Here is a 16,721-nt window from a genome sequence, read left to right as displayed (position 1 = left end):
CTCGTCACCACTCTGCCACGGAGCCGTCTTCATGACGCCAGACCGGGTTGCGCCAGCGATGCCCGATCCGGGCCGCCTCGATCACGGCCTCTTCATTCACCTCGATGCCCAGACCCACGCCCTGCGGGATCGTGACCATACCATCGGCATAGGTGAAAACATCGGGATCGACCAGATAATCCAGCAGATCGCGCCCGGGCCCGTTGTAATGGATGCCCAGCGACTGTTCCTGGATGAAAGCATTGTAGCTGACCGCATCGACCTGCAGGCAGGCTGCCAGTGCAATCGGCCCCAGCGGGCAATGCGGCGCAAGGGCAACGTCAAAGGCCTCGGCCATAGCTGCAATCTTGCGGCATTCGGTGATGCCCCCGGCATGGGAGAGGTCGGGCTGGATGATATCGACCACCCGGCTTTCCAGCACATGGCGGAAATCCCAGCGGGAATAGAGCCGTTCACCAAGCGCGATCGGGGTGCTCGAGCCCTTGGCAACCTCGCCGATCGCATCGAGATGTTCCGAAAGCAGCGGTTCCTCGATGAACATCAGCCGGAACTGTTCCAGCTCGCGGATCAGCGCCTTGGCCATCGGCCGGTGCACCCGGCCATGGAAGTCGACGCCAAGCCCGATATGCGGGCCGACGGCGGCACGCACCGTCGCCAGGGTCTCGACCACAGCGTCGATCTTGGCATGGCTGTCAACGATCTGCAGCTCTTCGGTACCGTTCATCTTCAGCGCCTGGAAGCCGCGCGCCACCGCCTGCTGCGCCGCCTTGGCCACATCCGAGGGGCGGTCGCCGCCAACCCAGGAATAGACCTTGATCCGGTCGCGGCACGGCCCGCCCAGCAACTGATGCACAGGCTGGCCGTAAGCGCGACCCTTGATGTCCCACAGGGCCTGATCGATACCCGCGATCGCGCTCATCAGGATCGGGCCGCCGCGATAAAAACCGCCGCGATACATCACCTGCCAGTGATCCTCGATCTTCAGCGGGTCCTGCCCGATCAGATAATCCGCCAGTTCCTGCACCGCCGCCTCGACGGTATGGGCGCGCCCCTCGACCACCGGCTCGCCCCAGCCCGAAATGCCCTCATCGGTTTCGATCTTCAGGAAGCACCAGCGCGGCGGCACGATGAAGGTTTTCAGCGCAGTGATCTTCACGACTTTTCTCCGGAAACGGCCCCGGCTGCGCCGGGCAGGGATGAGGGAACAAGGGTGATGCTGCCCGCAAGGCTTTCGCCGGGGGCAAGCGGGGTCAGGCCGCCGGGGCCGGTCCGCGACAGCGCGTCGGGCAGATGGCTCATCGGCTCGAAAGCGAAAGGGGCGCCGTCCTGCGGAGCGTAAAGCTGATAGCAGCCAAAGACCGGATCGGCGCTGATGCGCAGGGACAGGCCACGCTGCGGCCAGTCGATCCTGGCGTGACCGCTCCATCCATCAAAGGCATTGTTGATCCAGCGGCCGGGCAGCGGGCGCGGCTGCGCGAAATCCAGATCTTCGGGCAGGACGGTACGGCCATCCGGCAGATGGCCGGGGCCTTCGGTCCAGACCCCCTGTGCCGGCGCGGTCAGCACCGCCCCCGGCAGAAAAAACGGATGCCAGCCAATGCCGAAGGGCAAGGTGTCGGCCCCGATATTGGTCACCGACATTGTGATCGTCAGCGACCCGGGCGTCAGGGCAAAGCTTTGCACAGCCTCATATTGATGCGGGAGATCGGGGCCGTCATAGCGGTGGGTCAGCCGGGCCGAGCTCTGATCGGAGCCGGCCAGGTCCCAATCGGCCTGCCAGCCGGCACCATGCAGATGCAGCGGCTCGGGCAGGGCATTAGGGGTTACGCGGTAGGTCTTCCCGCCAAAGTCAAAGCGGTTGTCGCGGATGCGGTTGCCCAGCGGCACCAGCGGAAAGCAGGCGCTGTCGCCCGGGGCCGCGCCCTCTGGCGTGGGGCGCATCAGGGCCCCTGCCCCAAGGCGAAAGTCAAGGATCACCCCGCCCCGGCAGCCCAGCCGCAGCGCAAGATCCCCCGACCTCAGCGTGATGGTCTTTGTCATTGCAGCACCCCTTCGCTCAGCGACGAATGCCGCTGGAGCTGCGCAGATTGTCGAGCAGCACCGCGAAGAGCAGGATCAGGCCGCGCACGACATATTGGTAGAAGGCCTGGATGTTCAGCAGGTTCATCACGTTTTCTGCGATGCCAAGGATCAGCACCCCGACGATCACGCCGGTCATCGTCGCGCGCCCCCCGGCCAGCGACACCCCGCCCAGCACACAGGCAGAGATCGCCGACAGCTCCAGCCCGGTCGCGGCATTCGGCTGCCCCGAGGTGATCCGCGAGGCCAGCAGGATCCCGGCGATGGCACACATCACGCCCTGGATGGCGAAGATGGTCACCCGGGTCCAGACCACCTTGACCCCGGCCAGCCGCGCCGCATCCGGGTTGCCACCGATGGCCAGCGTATTGCGGCCAAAGACAGTGCGGTTCAGAACCACGCCGAAGATGATGAAGGCCAGCGCCAGCACGATGATCGGCGTCGGGATACCAAAGACACTGGACAGCGCGATATTGTAGAAGGCGGGTTCCTTAACCCCGACCGCGCGCCCGTCCGAAATGATAAGGCCAAAGCCGCGCACCAGCTGCATCGTCGCCAGCGTGGTGATCAGGGCGTTGATGCCGATCTTCGCGATGATCACCCCATTGACCAGACCGACCGCCGCGCCGGCGGCAATCGCGCCCAGGATGCCCAGCGGGATCGACCCGGTGGCATTGGTCACCATCACTGCCATCATGCCGGTAAAGGCCACGGTCGAGCCGACCGAAAGGTCGAAGTCGCGGGTGGCGAGGCACAGCATCATCGAACAGGCGACCAGCCCGACCGTGACCACCGCCTGCAACAGGCCGATCACATTGCGGGTGGACAGGAAGTTCGGCACGAAGACCGACACCAGCACCAGAGCGATGGCGAAGATCACCAAAAGCCCCTGTTCGCCGAGCAGGATTTTCTTCAACGTCGTTGTCATTGTCTGATCTCCGGGCCTCAGGCGGCGGTGGAATGGTCCTGCCCATCGGGCAGCGCGGCGGCCAGCAGAGCCTGCTCGCTGAAGGTCTCTCGGGTGAATTCGGCGCGGATGCGGTGCTGGCACATCACCAGCACCCGGTCGCAGATCCCCATCACCTCCGGCAGTTCCGAGGAAACGACAAGAATGGTCATTCCCTGTTCGGCCAGTTTGTAGAGCAGGTCGTAGATCTCGGACTTCGCTCCGACATCGATGCCGCGCGTCGGCTCGTCCACGATCAGCACGCGGATGCCCTCCTCGGCCAGCCATCGGCCAAGGATCACTTTCTGCTGGTTGCCGCCCGAGAGGTTCACGATGTCCTGGAACCGCGACGGGGTGCGCACCCGCAGCTGTCTGATCTGCTCTTCCGCCACCTGCGCCTCGCGCTTCAGGCGCAGGAAACCGCCCTTTGACCACAGGCGGCGCGCGGAAATGGTGATGTTTTCTTCGATCGAACGGCCATTGAGGATGCCGTCATGTTTGCGGTCTTCGGAACAGTACCCAATGCCGCGCCGGATCGACTGGCGCGGATCGGTGGCGGTATAGCTTTCGCCATCCAGCGTCACGCGCCCGGCCTTCGCAGGATCCGCACCATAGATCAGCCGCATCAGCTCGGAGCGGCCCGCCCCGATCAGGCCGAAAAAGCCAAGGATCTCGCCTTTTTTAGCGCTGAAACTGCCCGGGATGGACAGGCGCGCCCCGCTCAGGCCCTCGACCGTCAGCCGGGTCTCGCCCAGGGGGCGGCCACGCCAGTTCCAGATATCGGCAATCTCGCGCCCGACCATCTCCGAGACGATCTGCGCGCGGGTCACGCCTTCCAGCGTGTCATGATGTGCGGCCAGCCTGCCATCGCGCAGCACGGTCATGGAATCGCAGAGCTGGAAAATCTCATCCATGCGGTGCGAGACATAAAGGATCACTGTCCCTTCGGCCTTGAGCCGCGCGATCATGCGAAACAGCACCTCGCTTTCGCGCGAGGACAGCGACGAGGTCGGCTCGTCCAGCGCGATCACGCGGGCCCTGACCATGGCGGCCTTCGCCACCTCGACCATCTGGCGCGCGCCCAGAGGCAGGCTGGCCACGCGGGCGCCCGCATCGGCGTCGATGCCGTAATCATCCAGTACCGCCTGCACATCGGCGATCATCCGGCGGCGCGAGACGAACCCCGCGCGCGCCGGAAACCGGCCAAGGCAGAGGTTTTCGGCGACTGTCAGATCCGGCACCAGCTGCAATTCCTGATGCACCACCATGACCCCATTATCCGAGGCATCGCGCACTGAGGTGAAGTTCTGCTCCGCTCCGTCGATCAGGATCGTCCCGGCATTGGCCTGCTGGTCGCCCGAGAGGATGCGGATCAGCGTGGACTTGCCGGCGCCGTTCTCTCCCATCAACCCGTGGACTGCACCCCGGCGCACGCCGAAGCTGACATCCTCCAGCGCCCTGACACCGGGATAGGTCTTGGTGATGCCGCGATATTCGAAGAAGTAGCTCATGGTTGCGCCCATAGCTGATGCGGGAAAAGGATGGGCCGACCCGGAGGCCGGCCCGGGGTCAGGCATCAGTTGACGCCCAGATCGACCAGCACCTGCTTATAGTCGTCGCGCCTGGCCAGCGCGCCTGCGGTCAGGGTCAGCTTTTCCGGCTCGACGCCATTGGCAACCCATTCATACATGTTCAGCGCGGTTTCATAGCCGTGCCGCTTGGGCGAGATCACCACGGTGCCGAAGAAGCCGGTCGCATCGGGCTTTTCAAACTCGTTGATCGCCGAAGCCGCGCCGCCGATACCGACACCGATGATGTCAGCCGATTTGATGCCGACGCTTTCCGCTGCGCGCACCGCGCCCAGAACCGCCTCGTCATTCAGGCCAAAAGCGATCCAGTGCTTGACCTCTGGATGCTGGTTCAGCACCACGGTGGCCGCGTTCAGTGCCGCTTCGGTATCGGTGCGGGTTTGCGGCGCGTCATAGATATTGGCCTCGGGGAAGCCTGCCGCCTTCAGCGCATCCACTGCCCCGCCGGTACGATCAACCGCCGTCGGCAACTGGTCATAGGAGATTTTGAGCGCACCCACTTCGGCCGGGTTCCAGTCGCGCGCCTTGATCTCTGCCGCCAGCGCTTCACCGACGGTTTCGCCGATCTTGCGCGCAGAAATGCCCATATGCACGACCGAGTCGATTTCCGCACCCGATGCATCGACCAGACGGTCATCGACGGTCATCAGCTTCAGCCCGGCGGCTTCGGCGCGGGCCACAATGGCCGGGCCAAGGTTCACATCCGGCGTGCAGACGATGAAGCCTTGCGCACCCTGTGCCGCCAGATTGTCGATGGCCGCCATCAGCTGTTCGCCATCGGTGGCCCCAATTTTGACCACCTCGAAGCCTTTCTCGGCGCCGGCCTGATCTGCGAACTTCCATTCGTCCTGGAACCACGGCTCCTCGGGCTGCTTGACGATGAAGCCGATCTTTACCGTATCGGCCATGACCGAGGTGGCCAGACCAGCAATAGTGCTCAGCCCGAGGCCAGCAGCCAGGGCAATGGAATTCAGGAAACGCATGAGTCCTCCCACGGATCAAGGTCGATATGACCCCGACAGGCTAACACAAATATCAGTGCAGTCAATTCTGTGGTATGATAATTAAATTCACTGGCCAGACATGCGAAAATCGTGTTGATATATCGCAGCTTAATGCGGCGCCGGACATATTGCCGCCGCAAGGATGGACGGAAAACCGATGCAGGCCAGCAGCCCCAGGCGCCCCCGCGTGCGCAGCGACATTCAGGCCGATCTGGCAAGGCTGATCGCCTCCGGCGCCGTGATTCCTGGCCAGAATCTGCCATCCGAGGCCGAACTGTCGCTGCAATTCGGCGTCTCTCGCACCGTCGTGCGCGAGGCGATCAAGGGGCTCGAGGCAAAACATCTGGTCCGCTCCCGCCCGCGGGTGGGCACCATCGTGCTGCCGCGGGAAGACTGGGCCTTGCTGGATGCCGAGGTTCTCCACTGGGTGGCGGATTATCTGGATGTTGCAGAATTTGCCGATAGCGTGCTGGAAGCCCGCCGCGCCATCGAACCCGCAGCAGCGGAGCTGGCCTGCAAGCGCGCAAGTCTCGCCGACCTTTCCCATATAGAAGCCGCGGTGAATGACATGGCCAGGGCAGGAAACGACCCGGAGGCCTTTACACGCGCCGATCTCGCATTTCACGAGGCCCTGCTGCGCGCCAGCCATAACGCGGTCTTTCTGCAGTTCATCCATTCAATCCGGGCGGGGCTGAACCTGATGCTGCTGGCCTCGAACAAATCGGTCGATGATTTCTCCCGGACAGTAGCATCGCATCGCGCCCTGCTGGACGCCCTTGTCGCGCGGGATATAGATCGGTCGAGAGAGTGCAGTTTGACGCTCATTCAGCATGCGATGGACGATCTGGGAAGATCCGGAGCCACGTCTGGCCCGTAAGAAATCAGCGCAATCGAACCGAAGGGTTGCGATGGCGCGGATCGCCTGGTCTCCCCAGCCCCTCCGGCCGACCGGTCTGCCACTGGGCGAGAGTGACAGTGCCACCGTTTGAGCCGCCACTGGTCCATGCAGGTCTGGTGGCAATCGGCGCCTGCTCGCCGCAGTGGATCTGGCCGCAAAAATGCCTGGCGCGAAGCCCGGCAGCCAGTGGCTGCGGTGACTGGGATGGCCGAATTCTGGCGGAAAAAAGCAAGCTGAGCCCGGTGCACTTCGACAACCGTCAGGTGGTCAATCAGGCTCAGGAAGATACGGACGCGCTGACAAAGCGGGCAACGCACACAATAAATCTGCACTACTACCTTCAGCATATGCCCGATGCTGCGCCCTGCCCCACGTCCAAACAATTCTTCCGAAGAAACTAATCCCTTTCGCAGAGCAGCCTCGGAACAGGAAGGGTACGCCGGGGGTCGGATGGATCTCGGCCATATGTGGTTGCTCAGTGGACCCTCATAGGCTGCAACAAGTATTCAATGAGCGTCAGGGACTCTCGATGCTTCGCTTACGATCCATCGTCACTCCGTTTCCTCACATGCCGGGCCGGAGACCCGGGACGTGTTGACAAAAGGGATCCCCGCTTCCGATGCCCAGTCACTCAAGGTCATATCAATGTGGGAGATGACGCTGGCGCCCAATCTGACAGTTGTGCGAGGCCATGCCTGGCCCTCCAGGCCATGCCGGCGTTTCGTCGGCCCGGGCGATATTTTTGCGGTGATCTTCATGAAGGCGAGACAGGTCGCTGCGAGTTTGGCTTGCATCGAGGGTAGAATTCTTGTTTATGCACGTTTATGTCAGATACCGCACGAATCCCAAAGCATCGAAAGCACCTGATCCGTGATCGGCTCGACGCCGGGCACGCGGTCATATCAACCGATCTGGCCGCAGAATTCGGGGTCTCTGAAGATGCGATCCGCCGCGATCTGCGCACGCTCGCCGCCGAGGGCGTTTGTGAGCGTGTTTATGGGGGGGCATTGCCGCTCTCGCCAGCAATCGGGGCCCTGTCCGAGCGAGTGTTGCAGAACTCAGACGAGAAGACCGTGCTGGCACAGGCTGCTCTGCCCTTGATCCGGGCCGGCCAGACCGTGTTCCTGGATTCGTCCTCTGGCAATCTTGCACTGGCACGGATCCTTCCGGGCGGGGCGCAGTTGCATGTCATCACAAACTGCCTTGCCATCGCGTCAGAACTGCTCTCGCGCAGCGACATTGTCACATCCCTGCTCGGCGGACGTCTGTCCCCTGAAACAGGTGGCTGCGTGGATGCCAGGGCGATCAAGGATCTTCACGATTACAGCATTGATCTCGCCTTTGCCGGTGTCTGCGCCTTTGATCCTGTCGAAGGGCTGGCCGGCTATTTTGCCGATGACGTGCAGTTCAAGAAGGCGCTGATCCGTTCAGCGCGCGAAACAGCTGTGCTGCTGACCACAGATAAGATCGCCACAACCGCGCCCTATCGTATCTGCGCAAGTGACAGGATCACGACTTATGTCCTGACGCATCCGGCCACGGAACGCATTGGCCTGACGCTGCGTGAAGAAGGCCGCAACGTTCTGACAGCCCCCCCGTAACAAGCGCGACGCTCTTCCATCATGTCCGGCAATCTCCCCTCTGCACGCCTTGCAACCCGGCTCGCTTTTGTCGTCGCGGGCTTTTCCATCGCGGCCTGGGCCGCTACTGTGCCCTATGCAAAAGCCCGTGTGGGCGTGGACGAGGCCGGGCTGGGCATTCTGCTCCTCTGCCTTGGCGGCGGCTCTATCCTTATGATGCCCGCGACGGGCGGGCTTTGCGCCCGCTTCGGCAGCCGCAAAATCATCCTGGCAGGCGGGATCGGCGTTACGCTGTTCCTGCCCATGCTGGCACTTGCCGATACTCCGGCTTTGCTGGGCCTGTTCCTGGCCGCATTCGGCGCCTCGCTTGGCGCACTGGAAGTGGCGATGAACATTCACGCCAGCGAGGTTCAGAGCGATTCCCCGCACCCGCTGATGTCGGGCTTTCACGCGATGTTCAGCGTGGGCGGCTTTATCGGCGCAGGCGGGATGGCCCTGCTGCTCTCTTTCGGCCTTCAACCCGTAAAGGCCCTGATGATAGGCAGCCTTGGCATGGCGCTGGCCCTATTCATAGCCTCCCCCCGCCTGCTGGCCTCGCGTCAGGGGGAGCCCGTGCGCTTTGTGCTGCCGCGTGGCAGCATCCTGCTCTTCGCCTTCCTCGCCTGGATCGCCTTCCTGATGGAAGGTTCGCTGCTGGACTGGAGCGCGCTGCTGATCGTGCAGAAAGGGCTGGTCCCGGTGGAACAGGGGGGCGCCGGTTACATGGTCTTTGCCGTGGCAATGACGCTTGCCCGGCTGACCGGAGACCGCATCGTCGCAGCAGCCGGCCCGCGGCGGGTGCTGATCGCCGGGGGCAGCGTGGTCGTGCTTGGTGTCGCGCTTCTGGCGGCGGCCCCGGCGCTGTGGGTCGCGATGGTCGGGCTTGTCTTGCTGGGGCTTGGCGCGGCGAACATCGTGCCGGTGCTGGTCAGCCTCTCAGCGCAGGAAGGCACAATGGCGCCGGGGCTTGCCATAGCTGCCGTGACGACCGCGGGCTATGCGGGTGTGCTGCTTGGCCCTGCGCTGCTGGGTGGCCTTGCGCATCACAGCTCACTGCCTGTCGCTTTCGCGATCCTTGCCGCCATCATGGTTGCGATCCCGGTTGCCGCACTTGTCGCAATCCGGAGCAGCCGCTGAAACTCGCCCATATCGCTTTGCAGGCCCCCGATATTGAAGCAGATCCCGCCTTTTGGGCGCCACATTTTGCCGCAGAGATCGGGGAGCGCTATGCAAGCCGCACCCGCCCCGTTTTCGTCTCGCGGTTTGTAACGCTGCCAGAAAGTGGTCTGCGTCTGGAACTGATGCCCGCCCCCCCGTCGCCGCTCGTACCGCCGAAGCCACCGGATGGACCCGGATCCTCCTCTCGCCTGGTTCCGAGGCGCCGGTAAATGAAGTGGCCTCCCATTTTGACCGACTGAGGCTACTGGTCTCACAGTCCCGCATAACCCGGGACGGCTAATATGCGGTGGTCATCTCGACACCCGATCCCATGCTTGTCGAACCGCTCGCATAAACTGCCAGCCGCCAACGGCCTTGCCCCCGCCCGCAATCTCCGGATTGGAAAAGCCGCATCCGGCCTGGTTTAGAGTGCCAATCTTGATCTCGCCATTCCGGAGCCGAGGCGCACGGCAATAGGCATCCTCCATGAACTGAACGGATTGCCTCCTGGCAACTGTCTCTGTCAGGCCGCTGCAGAAGCCCAGTTCTGACGGTGCTTGCAGAGCACGTTTGCGATAGTGACCAGATTTCTGGCGACCGCGGTGAGGATGACCTTGTACGGTCCTCCGGCTTTGCTCCGGTGATCTGCGAAGGATGTCAGCCGCGGGCTGTGACGCGCCGCGGCCAGGGCCAATCCCTGGGACAGAGCGGAGAGGACAGGCGATCTCAGCCAAGTGTTCACCTCGCGCGATGGCGAGGGCAATGCGGTCTTCCGGTCCTTTGATCAGGCTGGCGTTCCGGCGCTTTAACCCGGTATCGTGACCCTCAAACATCGCGGTGGCTTTAGGTCCTTTTGCGAGGCGCAGTTTCATGGCGCTGCCTTTCTGGTTATGTGCTGGTGCCGGGACCGTCACGACGATGCGCGCCGCGCGGCCGATATTGGCTGCAAGGTGACGATGCATCTCTGTGGCATTACGACGGCGGTGCTGGCCGAAGTGACAGAGGGCGGCCGGAACATGCGCCAATGCGGGCGGCAGAAGCGGTCATGGCCGCGAACGGGAGAGGACAGAATGACTGAGAGGATCAGGCTTGAGAATGGCTCTGTGACGGCGGAAATCGCTGTTATGGGGGCCGAGCTGCGGTCGTTGAAACACGGCCCGCGCGAGGTCTTGTGGCAGGCCGACCCGGCATTCTGGGGCCAGTCGAGCCCGCTGCTCTTCCCGATCTGTGGCCGGGCCATCGACAATCGCGTCAGCGTTGACGGGGTCGATTACCCGATGACCATCCATGGCTTCGCGATGGAAAGCCGGTTCACGCTGGTTGAAAGCACTCCCGACAGCTGCACTTTCGCCCTCGTGGCCGATGAAACCAGCCGCCGTCTCTATCCTTTCGCGTTCCGGCTGGAGCAGAGCTACCGGCTGGAAGCCGACCGGCTTGACTGCCGGACACGGGTTGAAAACACCGGCACCCGGCCGATGCCCTTCAGCTTTGGCTATCACCCCGGCTTTGCCCTGCCCTTGCCGGGTGTGGCTGGCGCTCATGAGGTGCGGCTCCTGAACGGTGCCGCGCCCGCGCCTGCGGAACAGCGCGAGAATTTCCTGACCGGCGGTCAGATTGCCACACCATTTGACGCCGGGCGGCTCGAGATCCGGGACGAGACCTTCTTCCCGTCCTCCTCGATCATCCTCGCCCGGGGTGCAGGCGAGGGGCTGTTTTACGGCTCGGGCGACCGGGGGCTGGTGATCCGCTGGCAGGGCCTGGAGAATCTGGTCCTCTGGCGCCCGCAGCAGGCCGGGTTTCTCTGTGTTGAGCCCTGGCAGGGCCTGCCCGGCCAGATTGGCGCCGGGCCAGAGCTGGCAGCGCGGCCCTTCAGCCTTACCCTGGCCCAGGGTGAGACGCGCGAGTTCGGTCTTTCGGTCGAAATGGCGGCGCTTTAACGCCGGTCCTATCTGGCGCCACGCTCAAAGCTTTCGCCAAGGGCTGCGGGCAGGCTCGCCTTGCGGCCGGCGACCAGCAGCACCAGCATGACCATGGCGAAGGGCAGCATCTGGATCACATCGACCGGCACATTGACGCCCGCGACCTGCAGCGCGGTTGTCATCGAAAGGCTTGCGCCAAACAAGAGCGCGCCGCCCAGCACCCAGAGCGGGCGTCCCCGCGCCAGCATCGCAAGCACGATGGCGATGAACCCGTTGCCATGGCTCATGAAGGGAATGAAGACGCCCGCCACTGCAACTGACATGAAGGCCCCGCCAAGGCCGGCCAGTGCTCCGGTGGTCAGCACCGCCAGCGCGCGGGTGCGGATCACATCGACGCCAGCCGCATCCAGCGCGGCCGGCTTGTCGCCCGCCGCCTGCAAAGCCGATCCGAGATGGGTCATGCGGTAGATCCAGGCGAAAACCGCCACCAGGATCACCGCAAGATAAACCACCGGATTATGGCTGAAGAACATCGGCCCGAGGACCGGGATCTCAGCGAGGCCGGGGATGCGCCAGCTCTGCATCCCGTCAAGCCTGGGATAGGATCGCGAGAATTGCACGAAATGCAAAAGCGCGGTGAGGCCCTGGACCAGCAGCGTCAGCGCGATGCCGATCACGATCTGGTTCAGCCCCAGGATGACGCAAAACAGCACCATCAGGCTTGCCACCAGCGCCCCCGCCCCCGCACCGCCGGCAAAACCGAGGGCGGAGCTGCCGCTGGCCCAGGCAGTGAGGAACCCGGCATAGGCCCCGGCGAGGATCATGCCCTCAAGGCCGATATTCAGCACGCCCGCCTTTTCCGAAAGCTGCTCACCGAGGCCCGCAAGCAATAGCGGGATCCCCGCCATGACGGCGCCAAGGAAAAGCGTGATGAGGAAGGTTTCCGTAAACATCAGGTCCTCAGTCTCTGGCACGCGCGCGGCTGCGCTTGTCGGCATATTCGGCAAGGCCGAGGGTGATCAGCAACAGCGCCACGATGACGAGCGAGAAGAAGCTCGGGACACCGAGGCGGCGTGCCGCACTTTCGCCGCCGATGGTCAGGGCGGAAAAGAGGAAGACATAGGCGATGGATCCGAACCCGTTCAGCCGCGCCAGGAAGACCAGCGGCACCACGGTCAGGCTATAGGCCGGGTTCCAGTCGGCGCGCACATTGCCTTGCGTTCCAAGAATGTCGACCGCGCCCGACAGGCCCGCAAGCGCGGCGGAAATCGCAAAGACGGCGATGGTCAGTTTCGGAACCGACAGCCCGGCATGGATCGCCGCGCGCGGGTTCGCCCCCACGATCCGCAAGCGCATCCCGAAGGCCGTCCGCGTCATCATCAGATGCACGAGGATCACCACGACCAGCCCGATGATCAGCCCCGAAGAAACCGTCGTGTCTAAAAGACGCGGCAGCCGTGCCTCGACCGGCAGGGTGCGGGTCTGCGGCGTGGTGGTGGCGGGGTCGAGAAACGCAAGCTTCACCAGCACATTGGCGAAAGAGACGCCCAGAAAGCTCATCATCAGCGTGGTGATGATTTCATTGATGCCCTGACAGGCCTTGAGGATCGCCGGCAGCACCGACCAGGCGGCGCCAATCACCGCCCCGATGACAAGGCCCGTGGCCAGAACCAGCCAGACCGGCATACCGGCGGCAAACATCAGCGGCGTCAGCGCGGCGACCAGCACGGCGGCCAACAGAAACTGCCCGTCGCCGCCGAGATTCCAGATCCCGGCCCGGAAGGCAACGATCAGGCTCGCTGCAATCAGAAGCAGCGGCCCCATCCGGGTCAGTGTCGCTTCCAGCCCCGAGGGTCTGAAAATCGAGCGTTCTACCACAAAAGCGTAGTAATCCAGCGGGTTGACCCCCATCGCAATCAGGATCAGCGCGCCAAGCGCCAGCGCCGCCAGCAAAGGCCCGATCAAAAGGCTCAGCATCCAGAGCCAGTCGCGGCCCGCGCGCGCCGGCGTGGTCAGGCTTGTGTCGCTCATGCGCTGTCTCCCGCGCTCATCAGCCGGCCAATGGCGTCGCGCGCGCCGGGTCCGTTTTCCACAATGCCGCAGATGCGGCCCCGGTCGATCACCGCGATACGGTCGGCCAGCTCCAGCAGTTCATCGAGATCGGTCGAGATCAGCAGGACGGCCTTCCCCGCCTCGGCCGCGTCACGGATGCGGGCGCGGGTCGCGCGGATATTCTGCACATCAAGACCATAGGTTGGCTTGGCGAAAATCACCGCCTCGGCAGCACCCGTCAGCTCGCGCGCCAGAAGCACTTTCTGGATATTGCCGCCCGAGAGCTTGCCCACCGGGGTCTGAACGCCCGGGGTGCGGATGTCGAAGGCCCTCACATGGTCTTCGGCCTGGGCGCGGATCGCCTGCGGGTTCTCGACCCCTTTCTTCCAGAAGGGCGAAGACCCTATCTCTTTCAGAAGGAAATTCACCGCGACCGGGAAAGTGGCGACCGTGCCCTCGCCCAGCCGGTCATCGGTCACATAGCGCAGCCCTGCCGCGCGGCGCCCGCCGACGGTCAGCGCGCCGATCTCGCGCCCGTTCAGCCGCACCGACCCGCACGAGGGCACCTGGCCTGACAATGCCTCCGCCAGTTCTTTTTGCCCATTGCCGTCAATCCCCGCGATGCCGAAAATCTCGCCCTGATGCACCGCGAATGTCATATTTTGCAATGGGATACGGCAAGATCCGGCGGTCAGGCCTGCGACCTCCAGCACGACCGGCCCAGGCGTGCGCGGCGCGCGCAGCGCCGCCTCGCCCTGCTCCGCGCCGCTGCCGAACATCAGCGCGATGATCCGGGCCGTGTTTTCCGCATCCGTATGCGCGCGCAATTCCTCTGGCCCGATCTCGCCCGCATTTTTCCCCAGCCGCAGCACTGAAATCCGGTCACCATAGGCCAGCGCCTCATTCAGCTTATGGGTGATGAAGATGATCGCCAGCCCCTCTGCCACCAGACGGCGCATGAGTTCCCCCAGCGACACCGCCTCCTGCGGCGTCAGCATCGCAGTCGCCTCGTCAAGGATCAGACAGCGCGAACCCCGCATCAATGCGCGCAGGATCTCGACCTGCTGGCGTTCGCCAAGCGACAAAGTCGCGACCAGAGCGAAAGGATCGACCCGCAGGCCAAGCCGCGCGGCGGTCTCAAGGATGCGCGCCGCCTGGCCCTCGCGGTCGGGGCGCTTCCACCAGGCACCGCCAAGGGTGAAATTATCGACAACCGACAGCGACGGCACCAGCATCGAATGCTGAAACACCGTGCCGATGCCCAATGACAATGCATGGCGCGGCGAGGTTATGGTAACGCGCTTCGCCGCGATCTCGATATGCCCCTCATCGGGCTGTTGCAGCCCGGACAGCATGCCGACCAGGGTCGATTTCCCCGCTCCGTTTTCGCCAAGAAGAACATGGACCTCGCCTGCGTAAATACTGGCGCTGACATTGTTATTGGCGATCACGCCCGGATATCTTTTCGTCACGCCTTTCAGCGCAACAACCGGGCCGGGGGTTGCAGATGACGCATCCGCCATCGCCCCGACAGGTGCCTGCATGGAGTGATCCTTCATGAAAAACCCGCAGCCCCGATCTGGCCTCGCGGGGCATGTCGCTGGCGGACAGGGCCTGACCGGCCCCGTCCCTGCAGTCGCAGCTTACTCGACGGTTTTCACCAGGGCATGTACGCTTTCGGCATCATATTTGGCCTCAACCTTGATCGCGCCGGAAATGACCTCGGCTTTCAGCGCCTCGATTTCGGCCCAGACATCATCGGGGATATTCGCGGTCTTCAACAGCCGCAGACTGTCATCCGAGAGCTTGATGTCGTAATTCTTTTCGCCGTAAGTGCCCGCCTTCAGATCGGCGATCATCGCGGAATAGACCGGGGTCAGATCCCAGACCACCGAAGACAAGAGATGCCCTTTGTCGATCGAGGTTTTGTCGCCGATCACGTCGATGAAATAGGCTTTGCCGCCATCGGTCGCAGGGGTGGTTTCCACCGCCTGGAGCATCCCGAACGAAGATCCGTTACCCTGACCGAAGATGATATCAGCGCCAGAGGCGATCACGGTTTCCGTCACGCGCTTGCCGCCCGCCGCATCGGCGTAGGCTGCAGGCCCGATCACCGCATAGCGCACTTCGACCGCAGGCTTCTCGGCCTTGACGCCTTCGGCGAAGGCGATGGACATATTGTTCCAGGACGGCGGTTCGCCTGACACCACGATACCGACCACGCCGGTGCGGGTCATCTTGGCGGCCAGACGGCCGGCAAGATAGGCGCCATCAGAGCCGGTCGCAGTGTAATCGGCAACTTTGCCCTTCGAGAGCTTGTCGGGCATATCGACAATGGCCACCGGCACGCCCAGCTCTTCGCCGATCTCGGGCGCAGAGGTGTTATAGCCCGAAGCGTGCCCGATCAGAAGATCGGCGCCGTCTTCGGCCAGTTCACGCAACGTGGGGCGCACATCGCCATAGCCGAGGTTCTCGGCCACGATGACCTCGATCCCTGCCGCCGCAGCCGCGGCTTTGGCCGCATCGACCCCTTGCTGGTTCCAGCCCATATCGGTGCCCATCTCGGGCGCCAGAATTGCGATGGAATCAATCTCATCCGCCGAAGCAACAGCCCCCCAGCCCACAAGGGCGAGTGTAAGAACTGCGCGGCTGACAGTGCCGGTTATCGTCTTTTTCATCTCATCATTCCTTGTTGTCGTTTTACAGTTGACAGTCAGCCGCCGCCCGGATGCCATCCGGTCAGTTGAAACCCGAACACACGGCTTATGATGCAGTTGCCCCGCATTCGCTCTGTTACGACCCCTGCTCTGGCGTTTGTCACCAGTCTGGCCGGAGCGATGACTGCACCGGCATTTGCTGCGCAGCATAGTGTGGAAATCGCAATAACCAATACCGGAGATGCGGGCCTCGACTGCGGCGCCGCGCTTGCGCATTGGTTTTCCGAGGACCTGGGTCGTGTTGCGCCGGGCGAGACGCTGGAATTCAGCTTTGGATATGACCTTGCAACCGGCACGGTGTTTCGCCTGAACGATGTTGGCGATGAAATGGCGGTGCAACGGGTCTGGTGCGGGCTTGCGGGCAATGCCTGGCCCACCCGCGCCGAGATCCCGCTGGAGCGGCGGGCAGGCGAGTTCCCTGCCCCGGTCGCGCTGGACTGCGCGGCGGTGGAGGGCACGACCCGCTGTACGGCCAAAGCGGCTGAATGACCGCGCGCACCCGCATCTCTCGCCGCAAAGCTGTTCATCAGACCCCTTCCGCTTGAGGGACATCGTGGCAGGCATCGTTCAGGGGAACCCATCTGCCGGCTGCCTCAATCGAGGGAATTCTCCCCACGGCAGCACAAGAAACCAGGTCCCCGATTGACAGCACAAGAATACGATAACATTATCATACCGTAATACAATGTGAAAAAATCCTACACCTGCAGGCCTGGCTGAAATTTCCGTCACGAGACTGA

The 16,721-nt window shown here is 63.4% G+C and carries 16 protein-coding genes; 6 read left to right on the top strand and 10 right to left on the bottom strand.

Translation table 11 applies throughout. From position 1 onward, the window contains the following. Window positions 1–4: 4 nt before the first annotated feature. The 5 genes from dgoD to AC4FS3_RS23760 form a co-directional block, all read right to left on the bottom strand. Entirely contained in the window at window positions 5–1,156 is a 1,152-nt protein-coding gene (gene dgoD / locus AC4FS3_RS23780) for a galactonate dehydratase (RefSeq protein WP_491022570.1), read from the bottom strand. Further along, complete coding sequence (locus tag AC4FS3_RS23775; protein ID WP_491022569.1) at window positions 1,153–2,040, bottom strand: aldose 1-epimerase; 888 nt, start codon at window positions 2,038–2,040, stop codon at window positions 1,153–1,155. The genes dgoD and AC4FS3_RS23775 overlap by 4 nt, the downstream gene beginning before the upstream one ends. Window positions 2,041–2,056: 16 nt before the next feature. Beyond that, the gene (gene araH / locus AC4FS3_RS23770) at window positions 2,057–3,007 is read right to left on the bottom strand and encodes an L-arabinose ABC transporter permease AraH (RefSeq protein ID WP_491022568.1); all 951 of its coding nucleotides are present in this window, start codon (window positions 3,005–3,007) and stop codon (window positions 2,057–2,059) included. 17 nt (window positions 3,008–3,024) lie between these two features. After that, window positions 3,025–4,536, bottom strand: a complete 1,512-nt coding sequence (gene araG, locus AC4FS3_RS23765; protein ID WP_491022567.1) for an L-arabinose ABC transporter ATP-binding protein AraG — start codon at window positions 4,534–4,536, stop codon at window positions 3,025–3,027. 65 nt (window positions 4,537–4,601) lie between these two features. After that, on the bottom strand, window positions 4,602–5,597 hold the full coding sequence (locus AC4FS3_RS23760; protein ID WP_283179818.1) for an arabinose ABC transporter substrate-binding protein: 996 nt from the start codon (window positions 5,595–5,597) through the stop codon (window positions 4,602–4,604). Between the two features lie 208 nt (window positions 5,598–5,805). Here AC4FS3_RS23760 and AC4FS3_RS23755 point away from each other — a divergent pair, with 208 nt between their 5' ends. The 4 genes from AC4FS3_RS23755 (at window position 5,806) to AC4FS3_RS23740 (ending at window position 9,272) form a co-directional block, all read left to right on the top strand. Beyond that, window positions 5,806–6,495 (top strand): FadR/GntR family transcriptional regulator, encoded by a 690-nt coding sequence (locus AC4FS3_RS23755; protein ID WP_491022566.1) that lies wholly within the window; start codon window positions 5,806–5,808, stop codon window positions 6,493–6,495. Window positions 6,496–6,632: 137 nt separating this feature from the next. Next, complete coding sequence (locus AC4FS3_RS23750; protein WP_491022565.1) at window positions 6,633–6,917, top strand: hypothetical protein; 285 nt, start codon at window positions 6,633–6,635, stop codon at window positions 6,915–6,917. A 423-nt stretch (window positions 6,918–7,340) separates the two neighbouring features. After that, on the top strand, window positions 7,341–8,117 hold the full coding sequence (locus tag AC4FS3_RS23745; protein WP_491022564.1) for a DeoR/GlpR family DNA-binding transcription regulator: 777 nt from the start codon (window positions 7,341–7,343) through the stop codon (window positions 8,115–8,117). A gap of 21 nt (window positions 8,118–8,138) precedes the next feature. Continuing rightward, complete coding sequence (locus AC4FS3_RS23740) at window positions 8,139–9,272, top strand: MFS transporter (RefSeq protein WP_491022563.1); 1,134 nt, start codon at window positions 8,139–8,141, stop codon at window positions 9,270–9,272. Between the two features lie 332 nt (window positions 9,273–9,604). Here AC4FS3_RS23740 and AC4FS3_RS23735 read toward each other — a convergent pair whose 3' ends face one another. After that, window positions 9,605–10,255 (bottom strand): hypothetical protein, encoded by a 651-nt coding sequence (locus AC4FS3_RS23735; protein WP_491022562.1) that lies wholly within the window; start codon window positions 10,253–10,255, stop codon window positions 9,605–9,607. A 108-nt stretch (window positions 10,256–10,363) separates the two neighbouring features. Here AC4FS3_RS23735 and AC4FS3_RS23730 point away from each other — a divergent pair, with 108 nt between their 5' ends. Continuing rightward, entirely contained in the window at window positions 10,364–11,230 is an 867-nt protein-coding gene (locus tag AC4FS3_RS23730; RefSeq protein WP_491022561.1) for an aldose epimerase family protein, read from the top strand. A gap of 8 nt (window positions 11,231–11,238) precedes the next feature. Here AC4FS3_RS23730 and AC4FS3_RS23725 read toward each other — a convergent pair whose 3' ends face one another. The 4 genes from AC4FS3_RS23725 to AC4FS3_RS23710 all read right to left on the bottom strand — a co-directional run bounded on the left by AC4FS3_RS23725 (window position 11,239) and on the right by AC4FS3_RS23710 (window position 15,942). Next, on the bottom strand, window positions 11,239–12,165 hold the full coding sequence (locus AC4FS3_RS23725) for a putative B6 ABC transporter permease subunit 1 (RefSeq protein ID WP_491022560.1): 927 nt from the start codon (window positions 12,163–12,165) through the stop codon (window positions 11,239–11,241). Window positions 12,166–12,172: 7 nt separating this feature from the next. Continuing rightward, the gene (locus tag AC4FS3_RS23720) at window positions 12,173–13,243 is read right to left on the bottom strand and encodes a putative B6 ABC transporter permease subunit 2 (protein WP_491022559.1); all 1,071 of its coding nucleotides are present in this window, start codon (window positions 13,241–13,243) and stop codon (window positions 12,173–12,175) included. After that, on the bottom strand, window positions 13,240–14,808 hold the full coding sequence (locus tag AC4FS3_RS23715; protein WP_491022558.1) for a putative B6 ABC transporter ATP-binding protein: 1,569 nt from the start codon (window positions 14,806–14,808) through the stop codon (window positions 13,240–13,242). Before AC4FS3_RS23715 ends, AC4FS3_RS23720 begins: the two co-directional genes overlap by 4 nt. A gap of 99 nt (window positions 14,809–14,907) precedes the next feature. Then, window positions 14,908–15,942, bottom strand: coding sequence for a putative B6 ABC transporter substrate-binding protein (locus AC4FS3_RS23710; RefSeq protein WP_283179869.1), 1,035 nt, complete (start codon window positions 15,940–15,942; stop codon window positions 14,908–14,910). A gap of 192 nt (window positions 15,943–16,134) precedes the next feature. Here AC4FS3_RS23710 and AC4FS3_RS23705 point away from each other — a divergent pair, with 192 nt between their 5' ends. Further along, window positions 16,135–16,470: a hypothetical protein gene (locus AC4FS3_RS23705; RefSeq protein WP_491022557.1), complete on the top strand. Its 336-nt coding sequence runs from the start codon at window positions 16,135–16,137 to the stop codon at window positions 16,468–16,470. The last annotated feature ends 251 nt before the right edge of the window (window positions 16,471–16,721 follow it).

The sequence above is a fragment of the Pseudogemmobacter sp. TB195 genome (assembly GCF_058313095.1).
The sequence above is the reverse complement of the archived record's forward strand: the minus strand, read 5'-3'. Positions and strand labels throughout refer to the sequence as shown.

Coding starts and splice junctions, on each gene's coding strand:
- AC4FS3_RS23775 (WP_491022569.1), bottom strand. CDS start 2,040: ATGACAAAGACCATCACGCTGAGGTCGGGGGATCTTGCGCTGCGGCTG.
- araH (WP_491022568.1), bottom strand. CDS start 3,007: ATGACAACGACGTTGAAGAAAATCCTGCTCGGCGAACAGGGGCTTTTG.
- araG (WP_491022567.1), bottom strand. CDS start 4,536: ATGAGCTACTTCTTCGAATATCGCGGCATCACCAAGACCTATCCCGGT.
- AC4FS3_RS23760 (WP_283179818.1), bottom strand. CDS start 5,597: ATGCGTTTCCTGAATTCCATTGCCCTGGCTGCTGGCCTCGGGCTGAGC.
- AC4FS3_RS23745 (WP_491022564.1), top strand. CDS start 7,341: ATGTCAGATACCGCACGAATCCCAAAGCATCGAAAGCACCTGATCCGT.
- AC4FS3_RS23740 (WP_491022563.1), top strand. CDS start 8,139: ATGTCCGGCAATCTCCCCTCTGCACGCCTTGCAACCCGGCTCGCTTTT.
- AC4FS3_RS23735 (WP_491022562.1), bottom strand. CDS start 10,255: ATGCATCGTCACCTTGCAGCCAATATCGGCCGCGCGGCGCGCATCGTC.
- AC4FS3_RS23730 (WP_491022561.1), top strand. CDS start 10,364: ATGACTGAGAGGATCAGGCTTGAGAATGGCTCTGTGACGGCGGAAATC.
- AC4FS3_RS23725 (WP_491022560.1), bottom strand. CDS start 12,165: ATGTTTACGGAAACCTTCCTCATCACGCTTTTCCTTGGCGCCGTCATG.
- AC4FS3_RS23720 (WP_491022559.1), bottom strand. CDS start 13,243: ATGAGCGACACAAGCCTGACCACGCCGGCGCGCGCGGGCCGCGACTGG.
- AC4FS3_RS23715 (WP_491022558.1), bottom strand. CDS start 14,808: ATGCAGGCACCTGTCGGGGCGATGGCGGATGCGTCATCTGCAACCCCC.
- AC4FS3_RS23710 (WP_283179869.1), bottom strand. CDS start 15,942: ATGAAAAAGACGATAACCGGCACTGTCAGCCGCGCAGTTCTTACACTC.